Origin of the sequence: Trichocoleus sp. AS-A1 (genome assembly GCF_039962015.1) — a bacterium.
GTDB lineage: Bacteria > Cyanobacteriota > Cyanobacteriia > Cyanobacteriales > FACHB-T130 > FACHB-T130.
This window is the reverse complement of sequence record NZ_JAMPKG010000003.1, coordinates 192,705-210,200: the sequence shown is the minus strand read 5'-3', so window position 1 is coordinate 210,200 and position 17,496 is coordinate 192,705. Positions and strand designations below refer to the sequence as shown.

At 42.6% G+C, this 17,496-nt stretch carries 10 protein-coding genes, 1 tRNA gene and 3 CRISPR repeat arrays (1 of these 14 cut by a window edge); of the genes, 6 read left to right on the top strand and 5 right to left on the bottom strand.

Going from position 1 to position 17,496, the window contains the following annotated elements; all coding sequences use genetic code 11:
• Positions 1-43: 43 nt before the first annotated feature.
• Positions 44-547 carry a DNA recombination-mediator protein A gene (locus NC994_RS04240; protein WP_190415828.1) on the bottom strand — a complete coding sequence of 168 codons (504 nt, stop codon included), beginning with the start codon at positions 545-547 and terminating at the stop codon, positions 44-46.
• A 159-nt stretch (positions 548-706) separates the two neighbouring features.
• On the opposite strand from NC994_RS04240, the gene NC994_RS04235 reads away from it, so the two are divergent.
• Positions 707-780: transfer RNA gene (locus NC994_RS04235), tRNA-Val, on the top strand.
• Between the two features lie 175 nt (positions 781-955).
• On the opposite strand, the gene NC994_RS04230 is transcribed toward NC994_RS04235, so the two are convergent.
• On the bottom strand, positions 956-2,326 hold the full coding sequence (locus NC994_RS04230; protein ID WP_206753525.1) for a TniQ family protein: 1,371 nt from the start codon (positions 2,324-2,326) through the stop codon (positions 956-958).
• A gap of 146 nt (positions 2,327-2,472) precedes the next feature.
• On the opposite strand from NC994_RS04230, the gene cas6 reads away from it, so the two are divergent.
• The 4 genes from cas6 to cas5 are packed head-to-tail and all read left to right on the top strand — an operon-like array spanning position 2,473 to position 6,311.
• Positions 2,473-3,135: a type I-MYXAN CRISPR-associated protein Cas6/Cmx6 gene (gene cas6, locus NC994_RS04225; RefSeq protein ID WP_190434468.1), complete on the top strand. Its 663-nt coding sequence runs from the start codon at positions 2,473-2,475 to the stop codon at positions 3,133-3,135.
• A 2-nt stretch (positions 3,136-3,137) separates the two neighbouring features.
• On the top strand, positions 3,138-4,730 hold the full coding sequence (gene cas8a1 / locus NC994_RS04220) for a type I-MYXAN CRISPR-associated Cas8a1/Cmx1 (RefSeq protein ID WP_190434466.1): 1,593 nt from the start codon (positions 3,138-3,140) through the stop codon (positions 4,728-4,730).
• Positions 4,708-5,664 (top strand): CRISPR-associated protein, encoded by a 957-nt coding sequence (locus NC994_RS04215; protein ID WP_190434464.1) that lies wholly within the window; start codon positions 4,708-4,710, stop codon positions 5,662-5,664. The genes cas8a1 and NC994_RS04215 overlap by 23 nt, the downstream gene beginning before the upstream one ends.
• Before the next feature lie 8 nt (positions 5,665-5,672).
• Positions 5,673-6,311 carry a type I-MYXAN CRISPR-associated protein Cas5/Cmx5/DevS gene (gene cas5 / locus NC994_RS04210; protein WP_190434461.1) on the top strand — a complete coding sequence of 213 codons (639 nt, stop codon included), beginning with the start codon at positions 5,673-5,675 and terminating at the stop codon, positions 6,309-6,311.
• A gap of 247 nt (positions 6,312-6,558) precedes the next feature.
• Positions 6,559-7,024: direct repeats of the CRISPR family, unit length 36 nt; unit sequence GTGATTCGTGGCTTTATGCCGTTAGGCGTTGCTCAG.
• Positions 7,025-7,345: 321 nt separating this feature from the next.
• Here the strand turns inward: cas5 and NC994_RS04205 are convergent.
• From NC994_RS04205 to NC994_RS04195, 3 genes are all read right to left on the bottom strand, one after another.
• Positions 7,346-8,656 (bottom strand): hypothetical protein, encoded by a 1,311-nt coding sequence (locus NC994_RS04205; protein WP_190434458.1) that lies wholly within the window; start codon positions 8,654-8,656, stop codon positions 7,346-7,348.
• A gap of 103 nt (positions 8,657-8,759) precedes the next feature.
• On the bottom strand, positions 8,760-9,035 hold the full coding sequence (locus NC994_RS04200; RefSeq protein ID WP_190434455.1) for a helix-turn-helix domain-containing protein: 276 nt from the start codon (positions 9,033-9,035) through the stop codon (positions 8,760-8,762).
• A gap of 53 nt (positions 9,036-9,088) precedes the next feature.
• Complete coding sequence (locus NC994_RS04195) at positions 9,089-9,337, bottom strand: hypothetical protein (protein ID WP_190434453.1); 249 nt, start codon at positions 9,335-9,337, stop codon at positions 9,089-9,091.
• 106 nt (positions 9,338-9,443) lie between these two features.
• On the opposite strand from NC994_RS04195, the gene NC994_RS04190 reads away from it, so the two are divergent.
• Positions 9,444-9,707 carry a helix-turn-helix domain-containing protein gene (locus NC994_RS04190; protein ID WP_190434451.1) on the top strand — a complete coding sequence of 88 codons (264 nt, stop codon included), beginning with the start codon at positions 9,444-9,446 and terminating at the stop codon, positions 9,705-9,707.
• A gap of 240 nt (positions 9,708-9,947) precedes the next feature.
• Positions 9,948-14,766: a CRISPR direct-repeat array (repeat unit 37 nt; unit sequence GTTTCAATCCCGTTGCCGGGGTTCATTAATTTGAAAG).
• A 125-nt stretch (positions 14,767-14,891) separates the two neighbouring features.
• Positions 14,892-17,496: direct repeats of the CRISPR family, unit length 37 nt; unit sequence GTTTCAATCCCGTTGCCGGGGTTCATTAATTTGAAAG (it continues 1,611 nt past the right edge of the window).

Below are 17,496 nucleotides of genomic sequence, written 5' to 3'. Positions count from 1 at the left end.
TGTAGAGACGCCAGCGGTAGCGCTCTTAATGCATCGCGTCTTTTTAATCAAAGTAGAACAGAGTCACCACTTTGCGTTGTTCTTCCGCATCCTGACAAGTTTTGAGCAGGGTGTGGCTGTCGTGAAACGCAAAACAGATTAGCTGCTGACACCGAGAAACTATCTCTTGATTGCATAGAGCGCTGGCTTCAGCCAGCGATAAATTGTCGTTTTCGGGATTTTCTACCAAATGCATTACCTGTTCCAACTGCTCCCGCGATTCCCGTGGCTGACGCTCTAAGCTTTGGGGCAAAATTACAGTCAGCAGGCTAGAATCGGCTCGCATCGCCCCTCGGATGGCGGCAAAATTGGTTCCGGTAGCACCAGAGGTGATGAGTCGATTCCCGGTTAAAACCAAGGCATAGCTCATCATCTCAATGAGATTTTGATGGGTGATCGGAACGTGACGCGACCCCAGCAGGGCAATCCGTTTGGAACCTGTTTGCTGGATAGTCGCCAGTTCTTGCGCTAAGGCATCAAGCTTAGGAATGTCAATGGATTGGCTCAATGACGATTTCTGTCTGAACAACCTCGCTATTTTATCAGACCCGGATGACAACAGCGATGGAGTTTCTGCATCTTAGTTGCCGAGTTCTAAGTTCCATTGCTTAGCGAGAATTATTTGCACTTTTATAAAAAGCTATGCTACATTTATAAATCGTCGGACGGACGCATAGCTCAGTTGGTTAGAGCACCACGTTGACATCGTGGGGGTCACTGGTTCGAATCCAGTTGTGTCCATTATTTTTTTTGGTGCCGCTATAGGTGGCTGTGTCATTTAAAGTTTGATTTTGCCGCTCCGGCAAAGCTATGCCTGAAAACCATAGCGGCAAAACTATGCCTGAAAAAAATGACGAGAAAGATGTAGACGATCGACTATCCTCTCCTCATTCATACTGAAAGCTCACAAGCTACTTTAAGTAGCTTGAAGCTCTTGCTTATAGAGTAGCCGAACCTGCTGATAACGAAAATAGCCGGGGTTACTAATCAGTTCACACACGCGGGACTCGCTTGGGTATTCTCCTGATCGCTGGAGTGAGACAATCGCCTCTTTAATTTCTTGACAACACTGCTCAATAGCAGCTAAGTGAATCATACGCATATAATTGCGGCGTTTCGTGACGATTTTGTGGCATAGTACAGGGAAATGCCTTGAAAGAACTCGTCTATTAATTTTCAACTGTTCCGCTATCTCTGTAATTGTTGGTAGTGGCTCTTCTACTTGGGACAAAATGATGCTCAGGGTATTTTCAATATGATTTAAATCTAGCGTTCTCGGAGATGAGCGCGTTTTCTTAGAATATTCCATCTCAACCTTCAGCTTTTGAGCATGGATAGTTGATAGATTGAAATCTTGCGTAAAGAACTGAGATAGAGAAATTTTAAAATTATAGCAAATTTGTATTAAAGCAGATAAAGGGGGACAGTTTTTCCCGCAATACCAACCCCAAAAAGTATTTTTAGGAATTTTGTGCATTGCAGCAAAAGCAGCTATATTACCCTCGGTAACTTGATGCACTACATGAGTAAAAGATTTTTGTATATGCTCTTGAGTAAGTACAGAAGATAACTGCTCTGCATTCGCAACTAATTCTCCTAAAGTTTCGGCTATCCATCTCTCCTGAGTAACTACTGAAGTATTAGAACCTCCTCCTAACCACTGAGAACATTGTGAACAATAGCCTAAACTGGATTTCCAGTTTAACCAAGGTGATTGGCGATAACAATGAGGACAATCTTGCACAAGAGGATGTTGATGTATTAAACAAACCTTGACATCATTGAGTGACCATAGAAGGGGTTCATAAATAACTTCTAGATTTTTTTTCCAGTGTTCGTAGCATATTGGGCACCAAGCTTTATAAGGACGTAATAAGCCTTTTGCAACTAAAATATTTGAAAAGGATATCAATGTTAAAAACTTTAACTTATTAGACAAGGTTAATTGGTTAAGAACCTCAACAAAATCAGTAGCTATCGTTCCATATCCATTTAAAACATGAGAACGGTTAAAAAACGGTTCTAATCCTCTACTGGTAGAATCCTTGATAAAGGTTCGCTGCAAGAGGGGATTAACTATTCTCGATAGTAATGTACTGACAAAAACTCCATGAGATTGAGCTAACCGTGTCACATAGCTGGTTAAACTCTCAACTGTAGGAGTTCCCACACCAATCGGTTCTAAATGATGCAAAGGACTTCGGGGAGGCATAAGAAACTTCTCCGGACTCCATAGCTCATGATTAGTGTAGGGTTTAATTTCTATTACATTAATATCCATCACCATTGATTTTTGGTTAAAAATTATTAAATTTGCTTTAAGATTGAGATAGAAGATATTTCTAAATCTTAAAATAAATCATTATCTACTAGAATACTTAAAACATTAGTAAATTATACAATACTCATCATTATTATTTTAATGAAATATCTATGACAGCCAAATTCATTAACAGCGAAGAATATGTAGACCTAACGTTTAAACTAAGAGGCTCACCCATCCCTCTTGATAATGGTTATCCTATCTATTCTGCTTTGTCCCGTATTTGTCCTCCCCTTCATGAACTAGACTCTATTGGAATTCATCCGATTGCCGGAATACCGACCAGCAACAATTTCCTTGAACTCACTGCTCAATCTCGCCTAAAAATTCGGATTCATCATCAACAAATTCCTTTGATTTATGCTTATTTAGCTGGTCAAGCTTTTCAAATAGGTCAACATTGTTATCAACTAGATATTCCCGACTACAAACTGTTAACTTCTTCAGAAAGCGTTTATTCCAGATTAGTGATAATTAAAGGGTTTCAAGACCCTACTAACTTTATTGAAGCTGTTCAACGGCAACTGGATAATTTAGAAATACAAGGGAAAATTGAACTTCTTACCCGACAAGATGGAACACCTCAACGAAGGCAATTAACCATCAATAAAGAAGGGAAACAGTTTAAAGTTAGAGGATTTGGCGTAAAAATCAGCGAACTCAACTCAGAAGATTCCTTAACGTTGCAAGAACAGGGCATTGGCGGGAAACGAAAGATGATGTGTGGAATATTTGTTCCAGCGACTCGCAGCAAGGAAGAAGAGGAAACCTGATCGTGGTTACTACCCAACCCAAAATTTCCCTATCTCTCGAAGCTGCGGATACGACAATAATGCACCGCGCTGGAATGACGGGACTTTACATGACTTTAAAGCGATTAGAAAAGCAATATCCCTCATCTCATCAACGTGGAGGACACATATCATGGTTTTTGACTGTTGATACGATTGAATTATTCTGGCAAGGAAGTGATTTTGTCGCCCTATCTTGGTTAATTAAGGAGTCTTTTCAATTAGATGATACAGGTTTAATTAATTTAAGAGGATTAGACAATGATGGAATAGATTTAAGGCAGAAAATCCATATTCATGAGGGAATATGCGCTGTTTTCCTGCGTCTTAATAAGTTTTATCAAGCGGGAGAGATAGTTAACACTGAACTAAAGGTTGAAGAAAAAAAAGTTGAGTATCAATACAAATCCCTAAATTGGTACGCACATCAAACTTTTGCAGAGAAGTTATGTGAGGCAAATACCCAACAACTCAGACAGGATTATGTTCAAATAACCAGTTGGTTGTATTTAGGGGGAATTGTCCGCCATGCTAGGACGCAGAATACTACAAAACTGGAAGAGAAACCTGAATACGCCTTAGCATTACTATTTGTACCAGTAGTTTGCCATTATTGCTTACTTCATATTCCATCAGAAGACTTGAAGGAAAAGAAACCCCATCGCTACCTAGTGGTGATCCCAGAAATCAAGGATTTTGAAGATGCTTCTCAAAGAAGATGGCGATTACAGCAATTAGAAGCTAAACAGCTTCATGTTGGTAGCCTTGGTGAAGCAGGATTACTTTATTACAGCTTAGACGATATTCAGCCTGAAGGCGACTACTATCAAGCTTGTCAAGTTTGGTTATATGAAAAAATGAATCAAACTTCTCGTCAAAGGACATTAATGAGTATAGAAGAAATTAAAATTTATCAGAATACTTTAATCACTTATCAACAGGTTCAAAAATACTTTCAAACCAATTATCAGAAGATTAAACCCAAGCAAATTTTTATTAAGGTGAATTTGATTCGCTCCCTAATTGCTGATAATTTAGTAAAAGAAATCCATTGGTGGTCTAACTTTTGGGAAAAATTGGTGATAGAGGATTCAAAAGGATATTTATTTAACCAGTTATTTTTCAATCGAGAAGGATTTACAATAATGGCAGAAAAGAGTGAAGAAGACAAGCAGTATCTTATTTTTACTAAGGTATTTCAGCAAGCGATGAGGGGCAACTTTGCTAAAACGTATGCCAAAACAGAGGATGTCAAAGCAGAAGAAGGAAAAGAGTCTCCAATTAAGAAGAAAGTTGAACGATTAAGGGCAGAGATAAACTATTGCTATGATGAATTGTCGTTTCAGGAATATTTGTCCGACTTTTTAGTAAGAGGGGGAATAAATAAGTATTTTAATGAGCATCAAGAAGAGATTTTACTACTAATTAAAAATTCACCTTGGCAAAAACTAAGAATTTGGTCATTGTTCGCGATTGCCAGTTATAAACCTAAAGATAAACCCGAAAATGGGGATGATAGTTCATTCCCAAACAATCAAAAACCAGGAGAAATGAATGATGAGTCAGAAGAAGAATAACAATAATATCCCCAATTATTATCTTTACGGAACAGTCCTCACTCGTTACGGTTTAGCATCCTTAAATCATGACATTAGACGAGGAAATAAGACTACTTTGCAAAAAGGCTATTGGAATGGGAATATTCATTCTTTTGTAGGTTCAAGTGCGATTCGTTGGGCGTTACGTTTTTATCTTCAAAAGCAAGGTTATTCAGTTAATCGAGTTTGGAATGAAGACGAACATATTAATCGGTTAACGAGTGAAGATTTCGATCCAAAACAATTTTATGATGATGATATTTTTGGGTTTGCTTTATTAGAGTCTGCTGAAACAGAGGAGGAGACTTCAACAACAAAGAGAAAAAAGAAACCAACAAAAATCAGCACTCCTAATCAGCGACTGGGTGCTTTAGGGATGAATATGGCTGTTTCGTTAACGCCTTATGATGGTGCAGTCAAGTTAGGGGCAAAAAGTGGTAGAGAAAAGGATAGTACATCGCTTCACTTTACAGAATATCATGCCACTCGATATCAATATTATTTTGGAATTAATGCTACTCATCTCAAAGATGTTTCGCGGATTTTACCTCTAATAGATGGAATTATAAATTTGCCTAAAGTAGGAGGGAGTAGTAATATTTTTAATTATCCTTTCTGCCCCGATAGTTTAGTATTTCAATGGACAACTAATTTTGCTTCATATATTTCCTATTGCTTTGAATATTGCGATCCTAAGAGTAAGAAAGCAAAATTCACAGAAGAGTTTATAGATGAAGTGGAATGTGGACAGATTGACCCTAATCAATTGTGGGTTGGGGGAACAATCGTTAAGGAGTTACAGCAATTGGATAATTTTGATAATTCTCCTTTTAAGAACGCGCATATTTATCGTAATCGGAATGAACTGATTGAAGCTTTGAAAGCAGTGATTAAAAGAGATTTGGGATTATAAGAATCAAAATGATTGCACCATTAATTCTCTATTTGGATGTTCCATTTGCGACTTTTCGGGAGTCCCATGCAAGGGAAATGGGAAAAAGCTATCCTGTCCCTCCTCCAGCGACAGTGTATGGGATGTTGTTATCTTTGGTAGGGGAAACGGATGTCTATCGCCACTGTGGGGTAGAATTGGCGATCGCTATGTTATCTACCCCCAAAAAATCACGAATTTTGCGTCAAATGAGACGGTTTAAGAATGCTGATTTTAGCCATCCAGAGAATGTTATTCCCTGTTATCAAGAAATTTTGTCTAATCTGAAGTGTTTGATTTGGGTTCGTTCTGACGGGGAGAAGATACAACCAAGTTTAAGGGAGAGGATACAGTTCGCGTTTGACCATCCTGAGCTAGTAAGACGGTTTGGTTGTTTGTTTTTGGGAGAAAGCGACCAGTTGATTAAAACGATCAAACTTGCAAGGGAAGATTATCTAGAGGGAGTCAAACAGTGGGCGATTAGGGATAATCAAGGCAGTTTAACCTTACCCTATTGGGTTGACCATGTAGGGTCAAGAAATACCCGATTTTTGAGGTATCGGATGGAGGAAATGGCAAGCTCACCACCTCCTGATTTGGCGTGGACGATGATTCAATCTCCGATTTGACAAGTATCTCTGATGGAAAAGGGAATTTAAAGTAAAAAAATAGCCCACAGGGTTACAGGGTGAGGGGTATGGCAATTTAGTCAAGGAGAAACCTGCTTGCTATTTCTGGAAAAGTTTATAGGGACTGGGTTTGAGGGGCTGAAGGTAAAGGATATTTTGTAAGTTTTGTGTTTTTGGGTTCTCTATCCCAAAGGTGCTTGTAAGATTGTAAATGAGCCTTTATCAGTCAAAGGGTTTCCCTTTTGCTGTGATTCGTGGCTTTATGCCGTTAGGCGTTGCTCAGTTCCCAGCTCTGTCAGACGCTAAACCATGTAAAGGAGTGATTCGTGGCTTTATGCCGTTAGGCGTTGCTCAGAATTACCTATTTGACACTTCTTTCCGACATTCTCTTTGTGATTCGTGGCTTTATGCCGTTAGGCGTTGCTCAGGATGATAACGGAACAACGATGATTGCAGTGAAAGAGGTGATTCGTGGCTTTATGCCGTTAGGCGTTGCTCAGTATTTAGTTCCTTGCGTAAAAGTTAAAGGGAACTTTGGTGATTCGTGGCTTTATGCCGTTAGGCGTTGCTCAGTATCTTCTGAGGGCAGAAAGTACACCATCTGGCGGTGATTCGTGGCTTTATGCCGTTAGGCGTTGCTCAGTTGCAGCCGTTTTTGCTAGTGGATATGTGCTGATGTGATTCGTGGCTTCATGTCTATAGACGTTGCTCAGCAACTTTAAATCAAAACTTCAACAGCAAAAGTTCACCTAAAGCAGCTCAGAGCATATCAAAATATTTATCCGGTTAGGGTACTCAGTGCAAGTCCAAATTTCTTTGGAATAAGCAGTGTCCTCGAACCTTGGGTTTCTCAATTTCTTTTGCGGTCAACTCATCAACTTTTTCCCGTTCGCCTGAACTTGTGTTACATTCCACTTCTATTTCATCTTAATTTCATACAATTTCTTACCACGCGATTTGACACCAGCTCAAACCTATTAGGCTCAGGCACGTTTTTTCGGCTGGCGTTGAGATAATTGCGGCTGATTTTACCCTCATGTTTCACGAGAAACAACACGAAGACTTTCACTGATTGAGCCAAGGGCACTGTGAATTTCTGCTTTCATCACCTTGGCTTTTGTGCGAATCCCCTCTGTGTTTTCTTGTAAGTACGTCAGGTGAGAGTTAATTTGGCTAATGTAATTTAGGGAAGATTGAATGCGCTGAATCTGAGCTTCAATAACACCATAGTCAAGCTTAGGGTTAAAGCTTTGTTGAGTCGCTAATTGCTGCCGCACAATTAGAAACTGAAGGGCAACCGTGAGCAACTCATGAGTGGTGGCAACCCACAATCCGTATTCACAGGTTCCTTGTGTCCATTCCCCAATTTCTTGTGCTAATCCCTGGCGGGAATGACTCAAGAAAATTCCAGCATTCGCTTCATACTTTGCTAGTGCTTTGGTCAATCGCTGGGAAATCATTTTGCGACCCCAAGGTTGAGAAGGTCGGTTTCTTGCCTCAATGATGATAGAAATTTCAGTTGCCGCTACTGAGTTGGGAGTGAGCTTGATGAGGATGTCACCTGGCTCATTTTCTTTGGCGACGTGGTGAATCTCAGCGCCACAAATCTTTGACCAATCCTGTAGTTCTACCAAAACTATTTCTTCATAGGCAGCACCCTTAGCTGTTGTCTGCTCAAGTGCTGCTTGCGTTACCTGTTTGTCTCGAATTTCCTGGCGGAGCTTGTCTACTTCCGACGCTAAGGGCTTTACTGCTTCACTGACTACACTCTTTACAGCTTTGGCTAGAGTTCCGTTGTCTGCTGTAACATTCGCTAGTGCTGCCTTAAACGACCCCTGGATGGAATCTGATAATTTGGGGTTGAGAAGGTTGGTGAGGGTTTTGAGAACGCTGCCAATAACGGAAGTTTCCTTATGCGGGTCAATATCCCGTGCTAGCAGAGTTCGGACGCCATCCACTTGAGCGGTAAGCACTGCTGCGGTTTGATTAATTTGTCCTTTGAGCGGTGCCAAAACTTGACCATTTTCCGTACCAATTTGACTGACCAACTCCTCTTCAAAAGACTGGACAATGCGGCTTACGGCTGTTTGGAATTCAGAAAGTAGAGCTTGCATCCGTTGCTCAACAAAGGCTGTATCCTGACGGGCATGAGCGAATTGGATGCAGGCAAAACCCATTTCCACACAACTCAGGAGAGTAGATTCTTGTTGGGACTGGGGCAATTGTCTCAAGTAGTTAGCTGCCTCTGGGTGACGGATTTCTAAGTCGCGAATCACAATATGGTCGCCAATAATCTCGATAGTGGAGGAAGGTTGATTGCCGTTACGGGTGGAGAAAAAGGTCATAAAACAATCGGTGTCTAGATTACACTGACTGCACCGTACTCTCTGGTTTTTCAGATGGTCAAGAAAGTTTTGTCAATTTGCAAAGCCATAACAGTTTGTCGGATTACTGCCTTGTGTGCCAGCGTTCCAAAAATGGCTGAACTCGTTCGGCATTGGTGAGGAGAAAATCAGCCATCGCCATGATTCGTTGGTATGGAAGACCAGCTTCTCGACGGCTTGCTTGTCCACCGAGCCAGTGGTAAGTGGTGGATTTGGAAAGACAGCAGATGTGAGCTAATTGTTCATACCCTAATCCCCAACGGTAGCTGAAGTCTTGGGGGGAGATAAACATCTGATTGTGCAGCTCTAGAACTTGTTGACGTGTCGGTTGAGAAGACATGATGACCTCTGATTCAAACTACAGATGACTGATTGAGCCGTTCGATGTCTTGCTCAAAAGCGAAGTCGTAGCTGGTGATATGGTGGGGGGCTTTGCTCGTCGAGTAAAACTAGGTAATGCAGTCCAGTAGCAATACAACTGGAGGAGTGGGTGTAGATAACGCCGAGGATGCGACCAAAGTCTGGATGAGGAACTTGACGCCAGCGTACTGAATCACCGAGCTGAAACTGTTGCTCAGGTAGGATTTCGGGAATGTCCTCTGGTACGGCGAAGGGTGGGATTTGGGAAGGGATGTTAGGCATAGATAAGTTCCTCAAGAACTGGCTGCATTTATTTTATAACTTAAAGTCTATAAAATAATACTCATTGTCTATGGACTCATAACCTGCACTCCTTGAAAATCGTGCAGTGAGTCGAAAAAAACAATCAGAGATTAACCATCGCTTTGGGAAAGCCATCAGGCGGCGTCGGCGAGAATTGGATTTGTCTCAAGAGGAACTTGCCGAACGAGCTGAGCTTCATCAAACCTACATTTCGGATATTGAGAGAGGTGGGCGAAATCCCTCTCTGGAGAACGTTGAGAAGCTAGCTAATGCGCTGGGCATCTCTATGGCTCGTCTGTTCACCGACTACGGTGTTGAGGTAGAGGATGAACCAGAGAGCAGTTCTTGATTATTTAGGGGTCTTGGGTGCAGGCGCTCGCCCAAGCATAGGATGAACTGGCTGGGTGGAGTCTGTTTGAATGTCGAGAAGCTTCAGGGGAGTGATAGCAGTGGTTATAAAATCTTGATTAGCTGCTGACGGTCAGACTTCTACATTTTCTGCATGAGAGGTGTTGGCTCAACTACATCATTCCATTGCTAAGCGAAACGTTGTCAGGTCATTGAAGTGAGCGCTCGCCCTCTCACTCCTATTTCAATCCCGTTGCCAGGATTCATTGATTTGAAAGATTGACCCATAAAAGCGCGATCTCAAGGTACTGGAAAGTTTCAATCCCGTTGCCAGGATTCATTGATTTGAAAGTTGTAAGCAAAATCCCCCAAGAGTGTAGACAAAGGTTTCAATCCCGTTGCCAGGATTCATTGATTTGAAAGCTGGTTGAGTGGTCAGTTTTATCCGCTCTGGCGATTGTTTCAATCCCGTTGCCAGGATTCATTGATTTGAAAGTAAAAAATGGCTGAAAAAACGAGGGAAGGGAATTAGTTTCAATCCCGTTGCCAGGATTCATTGATTTGAAAGAACAGAAACCCGGCTTGTGTATGGACGAGCCTACGTGTTTCAATCCCGTTGCCGGGGTTCATTAATTTGAAAGTGTAATGGATTGCAGATATGGATTACGGATATTATGAGGTTTCAATCCCGTTGCCGGGGTTCATTAATTTGAAAGCTCCAGATCGCTAACGGTGAAACTGACCTTAAACATTGCTAGTTTCAATCCCGTTGCCGGGGTTCATTAATTTGAAAGGTCGTAGGGTGCTTCTAAGGTGATGTCGTCATACTGGTTTCAATCCCGTTGCCGGGGTTCATTAATTTGAAAGAAGACGTAATCAACCAAGCCCTTGCTCGTCGCAAAGTTTCAATCCCGTTGCCGGGGTTCATTAATTTGAAAGAAGACGTAATCAACCAAGCCCTTGCTCGTCGCAAAGTTTCAATCCCGTTGCCGGGGTTCATTAATTTGAAAGTATGTACGCTAAAAACGTCCGTATTTTTGTTTCATTGTTTCAATCCCGTTGCCGGGGTTCATTAATTTGAAAGTAAGGTATGGTGGACGCCCTGATGTACTGCTGAAATTGTTTCAATCCCGTTGCCGGGGTTCATTAATTTGAAAGTGCACACCGTAGCAGGCGAATATTGCATACGCTGCCAGTTTCAATCCCGTTGCCGGGGTTCATTAATTTGAAAGCAACCGTCAAGCTGCCGAAGACTTGGGGTATCGCTACTGTTTCAATCCCGTTGCCGGGGTTCATTAATTTGAAAGATTAGATTATTTGATTTTGAATCAAGCACATGACAAAGTTTCAATCCCGTTGCCGGGGTTCATTAATTTGAAAGGACATCCCAAAACCTACTCGGATCGTTGCTGTAAGTTTCAATCCCGTTGCCGGGGTTCATTAATTTGAAAGCTTGCCAGTTCCGCCCCAGTATCCCAGTGCAAAGCAAGTTTCAATCCCGTTGCCGGGGTTCATTAATTTGAAAGTTAGCATCTTGAATCTTCGGTTTAAAAAGTCCCATAGAGCGTTTCAATCCCGTTGCCGGGGTTCATTAATTTGAAAGTTCAAAACCTGGAACCAATTCAGACCGCCTCATGAAGTTTCAATCCCGTTGCCGGGGTTCATTAATTTGAAAGTCAGGGTAATATTCAGAGCCATGCTTTGCATCTTTCAAGGTTTCAATCCCGTTGCCGGGGTTCATTAATTTGAAAGTCCAGGTAAAAGCATCAGAACTGGGAGGCATGGTAAGTTTCAATCCCGTTGCCGGGGTTCATTAATTTGAAAGTATCCTTCAATGATATCCATAAGAATATCTTCATCAAGTTTCAATCCCGTTGCCGGGGTTCATTAATTTGAAAGTTCTGCGATAGATTCGGTGATAACGTCAAAGTCTGTTTCGTTTCAATCCCGTTGCCGGGGTTCATTAATTTGAAAGTTGCAGCTCTTAAAACCTGCGCGGTAGTTTGAGTGAGGTTTCAATCCCGTTGCCGGGGTTCATTAATTTGAAAGTTTACGTCGATCCGTTTTGCAATCTGTCGCTGGCTGGTTTCAATCCCGTTGCCGGGGTTCATTAATTTGAAAGTTTTGGAGATGCGCTGTTTAGAGCATTGAGTCTGCTGTTTCAATCCCGTTGCCGGGGTTCATTAATTTGAAAGGCAACTGGCGAACAATTAATGCATTGCTATGAGCGGTTTCAATCCCGTTGCCGGGGTTCATTAATTTGAAAGCTGTAGGATTTCTACTGTCACTTAATCTACTGTCGTGTTTCAATCCCGTTGCCGGGGTTCATTAATTTGAAAGTCTTCATGTTGAACGGGATTGAAAAATAATGTTGAGTTTCAATCCCGTTGCCGGGGTTCATTAATTTGAAAGCGAGAAGCTGCCGCCGAAGAAGCAGGCAATGCAACTGGTTTCAATCCCGTTGCCGGGGTTCATTAATTTGAAAGTTACTCGTGGTAGTGGGGAATCCTGGCACCTCTTACACGTTTCAATCCCGTTGCCGGGGTTCATTAATTTGAAAGCCCTTATAACTAACTTTAACTGGCTTCTTTTTGGGGTGTTTCAATCCCGTTGCCGGGGTTCATTAATTTGAAAGCCTGGCAAGCTGTTGGAACTCCCGACCAAAGTAAGGTTTCAATCCCGTTGCCGGGGTTCATTAATTTGAAAGCGATTCCAGGTCGTCACGATCTTGGCGTTCTCGATGTGTTTCAATCCCGTTGCCGGGGTTCATTAATTTGAAAGCTCTGGCGCTTGGCGAACACATAGACCTTGACAGGGTTTCAATCCCGTTGCCGGGGTTCATTAATTTGAAAGAGCAGAGGTGATGGTGGGAGTGATGCTGATGGGTTCGTTTCAATCCCGTTGCCGGGGTTCATTAATTTGAAAGTAAGGTTACTTAGGTCTATATGTAATTCCCTCTACAGTGTTTCAATCCCGTTGCCGGGGTTCATTAATTTGAAAGCCAGTACCTTGCATAAATCCTGTCATTTGAATTAGTTTCAATCCCGTTGCCGGGGTTCATTAATTTGAAAGTTGACTACTAAAAAACTATTGCTCTTTAGATAAGAGTTTCAATCCCGTTGCCGGGGTTCATTAATTTGAAAGCAAACGATAAAACGAGGGATGGAATCCCATCCAATGCTTGTTTCAATCCCGTTGCCGGGGTTCATTAATTTGAAAGCGACCGCGTACAAGTGTACTAGGTGAGCCTGGGTTCTGTTTCAATCCCGTTGCCGGGGTTCATTAATTTGAAAGTTAAGAATTAGTTGAGGAACAGCGTCAAGTGCTTGTTTCAATCCCGTTGCCGGGGTTCATTAATTTGAAAGTCTAGGAAGAGGTTGGAATCGGGGAATAGCCCTACAATGTTTCAATCCCGTTGCCGGGGTTCATTAATTTGAAAGTACATCGCGCAGTAATGCCAATTAATTTCCATTTAAGTTTCAATCCCGTTGCCGGGGTTCATTAATTTGAAAGTAAGTGGGTGTTTCCGTGGCGCAGTGCCAAATTTTTGTTTCAATCCCGTTGCCGGGGTTCATTAATTTGAAAGCTAGAATCCCGCGATCGCGATTGCTCATCCCCTTGACTCGTTTCAATCCCGTTGCCGGGGTTCATTAATTTGAAAGCTCTGAGATTCGCCGTGGCTTTACTTGCGAGAGACTGTTTCAATCCCGTTGCCGGGGTTCATTAATTTGAAAGTTAGTATCTACTGGCAATTGAGCCAGCAGTTGGGATGGTTTCAATCCCGTTGCCGGGGTTCATTAATTTGAAAGTACTTCTAATTTAAACGAAGATGAAAAAGTTCAAGTGTTTCAATCCCGTTGCCGGGGTTCATTAATTTGAAAGTTCTCTCCAGATCCGTATCTTTCGAGTTATAGCCATGTTTCAATCCCGTTGCCGGGGTTCATTAATTTGAAAGTTATAAGGTTAATGATATGCAACTCTACAAGTTATTATGTTTCAATCCCGTTGCCGGGGTTCATTAATTTGAAAGTTGTACTTCTGCCAATTTTCGAGACATAAAAGCATTGTTTCAATCCCGTTGCCGGGGTTCATTAATTTGAAAGTTGTAATGTATGTTCCTGATCCTGGACTAGAGTACATGTTTCAATCCCGTTGCCGGGGTTCATTAATTTGAAAGTCAGATGACCTTAGCTTTATTCCTCGCTTATCAATCGTTTCAATCCCGTTGCCGGGGTTCATTAATTTGAAAGTCTAGAACTGCCATCATATTTTTCCCCATCGCAGGAGCGTTTCAATCCCGTTGCCGGGGTTCATTAATTTGAAAGTTTGCATCCATCCAGAAGGTTGAAAGCCATAGTAAGTTTCAATCCCGTTGCCGGGGTTCATTAATTTGAAAGTTGGATCATAGAGGTAGCCATCAAGTATTAGAAAGGTTTCAATCCCGTTGCCGGGGTTCATTAATTTGAAAGCTTGGATCATAGAGGTAGCCATCAAGTATTAGAAAGGTTTCAATCCCGTTGCCGGGGTTCATTAATTTGAAAGCTTCAGGCTTAGGGGCAAGAGGGGGGCGGGGCGGACGAGTTTCAATCCCGTTGCCGGGGTTCATTAATTTGAAAGTAGAACCACACAAGCCGGATAAAGAGGAATAAGAGAGTTTCAATCCCGTTGCCGGGGTTCATTAATTTGAAAGCTAGAACCACACAAGCCGGATAAAGAGGAATAAGAGAGTTTCAATCCCGTTGCCGGGGTTCATTAATTTGAAAGCTGAGGTACTGGAAATTTCACTTACAAGCTTGGAAGGGTTTCAATCCCGTTGCCGGGGTTCATTAATTTGAAAGGTTAAATATTTCACGCGCCGCTCCTAGCAACGAGTACGTTTCAATCCCGTTGCCGGGGTTCATTAATTTGAAAGTAATGCGATCCCTTATGGGTTGCGATGTGGAGGAATTGTTTCAATCCCGTTGCCGGGGTTCATTAATTTGAAAGCCTCCAAGCCTTGGATTTCCTTCCGCAGTCGAGCGATGTTTCAATCCCGTTGCCGGGGTTCATTAATTTGAAAGGCGTTGCTGAAAAGTAATGATTTTTCCACGAAGGAATCTGCTTGTGAAATAGCTATAGCATTACCAAATCAGCAACGCCATTTGAAAGGATCATGAGGATGCAGAATAACACTCCTGATATCGCTGTTTCAATCCCGTTGCCGGGGTTCATTAATTTGAAAGTTTTGGGTTTCCGATAGCTCAAGAGCTGCTCTTTGGCGTTTCAATCCCGTTGCCGGGGTTCATTAATTTGAAAGACAGAAGCCAACGAGGGGCGATCGCTTTCTCTTGTGTTTCAATCCCGTTGCCGGGGTTCATTAATTTGAAAGTCGGGTTGTTTGTGGTGTCAGTCTTATGCTTATCGCTTGTTTCAATCCCGTTGCCGGGGTTCATTAATTTGAAAGCCGACGAATGCCCCGGCGAAACTCAGTACTGCGATCGGTTTCAATCCCGTTGCCGGGGTTCATTAATTTGAAAGTTCTGGCTGGTGCTGCTTCAGCATCATTAGATATGTTTCAATCCCGTTGCCGGGGTTCATTAATTTGAAAGGCAGCAAACTTTCAGCGAGGTGATTGAGCCGTGCCTTGGTTTCAATCCCGTTGCCGGGGTTCATTAATTTGAAAGACCTTCGCTCAAAGAGTACAAGCAAGGATGGGAAAAGTTTCAATCCCGTTGCCGGGGTTCATTAATTTGAAAGTTTCCAGGGTCAAAACGCTCCTTAAAAACTGGGTATGTTTCAATCCCGTTGCCGGGGTTCATTAATTTGAAAGTGCGAGACGCCATTTGTCGTCCCTCCTCCGAAAAGTTTCAATCCCGTTGCCGGGGTTCATTAATTTGAAAGTTGAATGCGGCTTGTTACGCCTGCAATCAGGGAGGAGTGTTTCAATCCCGTTGCCGGGGTTCATTAATTTGAAAGTCAGGAAGGGCAGACTGTGGAGGTCGGGGAGGGCGAGTTTCAATCCCGTTGCCGGGGTTCATTAATTTGAAAGTTCAGCTCTCTTACAGCGGTCTGGCAGATGTTCAACAGTTTCAATCCCGTTGCCGGGGTTCATTAATTTGAAAGACTTGCTTTTTGTTCTTTTTACCAGGAATAGAAGTCTGTTTCAATCCCGTTGCCGGGGTTCATTAATTTGAAAGAAAATCAAGTAATCGACGGGCGATATCGCTTGGAAATGTTTCAATCCCGTTGCCGGGGTTCATTAATTTGAAAGCAGATTATCCAATTTGTCAGCACAGCTAACGAGCTGGTTTCAATCCCGTTGCCGGGGTTCATTAATTTGAAAGCAGTGATTTTGGACTTCATTGTTAAATTCATGGGAGTTTCAATCCCGTTGCCGGGGTTCATTAATTTGAAAGCCAATTCGCACTGCCAAACAATGTGCCGGAATTGCCCGAGTTTCAATCCCGTTGCCGGGGTTCATTAATTTGAAAGGCACTGTTTCCGCCTAAGTCGGGATGAGTAAGCTTGTTTCAATCCCGTTGCCGGGGTTCATTAATTTGAAAGTTCTAAGAGTTTGGCGCGACAAGCTTCTAAGGTTTGTTTCAATCCCGTTGCCGGGGTTCATTAATTTGAAAGCCCTCGCCTCGTCCGTCTAACTGAATTGAAATTATTTGTTTCAATCCCGTTGCCGGGGTTCATTAATTTGAAAGCCGATTACTTGGAATCGCTCCTAATCAAGGGGGGGAAGTTTCAATCCCGTTGCCGGGGTTCATTAATTTGAAAGCTGGAGAAGCGCGGGAACGGCACCAGAAACAATTTGGTTTCAATCCCGTTGCCGGGGTTCATTAATTTGAAAGAACACTGGGCGCGATCGCTTCCATGTCACCATGCGCGTTTCAATCCCGTTGCCGGGGTTCATTAATTTGAAAGCCCGATGAAACCGGAGCCTGCACCCTGCTCACAAGTGGGTTTCAATCCCGTTGCCGGGGTTCATTAATTTGAAAGCAATCATTGTGGTTTTCAAGTGGTGCTGTTTTCAGGTTTCAATCCCGTTGCCGGGGTTCATTAATTTGAAAGCGCTCGTTGCAATCGATAACCGCCGATGGGTATTGGTTGTTTCAATCCCGTTGCCGGGGTTCATTAATTTGAAAGCTAACCCTTTCCCTCTTATTAATAACTGTTTGCACTAAGTTTCAATCCCGTTGCCGGGGTTCATTAATTTGAAAGCGCAGCAGGCAAGGCAGCAGCCCCCACATTGATGCTGTTTCAATCCCGTTGCCGGGGTTCATTAATTTGAAAGGACCCTGCTCCTTTTGAGCCACGGGGAAATACAATGTTTCAATCCCGTTGCCGGGGTTCATTAATTTGAAAGTAGAGCAGGTAGCAAACTACTACCAAAAGCTTCCTGTTTCAATCCCGTTGCCGGGGTTCATTAATTTGAAAGTAGGGGAGGATCTGAGCTACTTTGTCGCAAATTAAAGTTTCAATCCCGTTGCCGGGGTTCATTAATTTGAAAGCAAACCCGTAACCATACAAAAGGGTGCTTGAAAAAGGTTTCAATCCCGTTGCCGGGGTTCATTAATTTGAAAGCTTTGGACTGGCTCCTATGTGTCAGGCCCTAGCGTGTTTCAATCCCGTTGCCGGGGTTCATTAATTTGAAAGTAGAGAATTTTTCGGATAGCTGCTTAGAAGCCAGTTAGTTTCAATCCCGTTGCCGGGGTTCATTAATTTGAAAGCCTCCCACTGACGCCCTTACGGTTGAGCTTGCTCATGTTTCAATCCCGTTGCCGGGGTTCATTAATTTGAAAGTC

Bases quoted from the DNA above. Each gene is read 5' to 3' on its own strand.
- cas6 (WP_190434468.1), top strand. From the start codon at position 2,473: ATGACAGCCAAATTCATTAACAGCGAAGAATATGTAGACCTAACGTTT.
- NC994_RS04195 (WP_190434453.1), bottom strand. From the start codon at position 9,337: ATGCCTAACATCCCTTCCCAAATCCCACCCTTCGCCGTACCAGAGGAC.
- cas5 (WP_190434461.1), top strand. From the start codon at position 5,673: ATGATTGCACCATTAATTCTCTATTTGGATGTTCCATTTGCGACTTTT.
- NC994_RS04215 (WP_190434464.1), top strand. From the start codon at position 4,708: ATGATGAGTCAGAAGAAGAATAACAATAATATCCCCAATTATTATCTT.
- NC994_RS04230 (WP_206753525.1), bottom strand. From the start codon at position 2,326: ATGGTGATGGATATTAATGTAATAGAAATTAAACCCTACACTAATCAT.
- NC994_RS04205 (WP_190434458.1), bottom strand. From the start codon at position 8,656: ATGACCTTTTTCTCCACCCGTAACGGCAATCAACCTTCCTCCACTATC.
- NC994_RS04200 (WP_190434455.1), bottom strand. From the start codon at position 9,035: ATGTCTTCTCAACCGACACGTCAACAAGTTCTAGAGCTGCACAATCAG.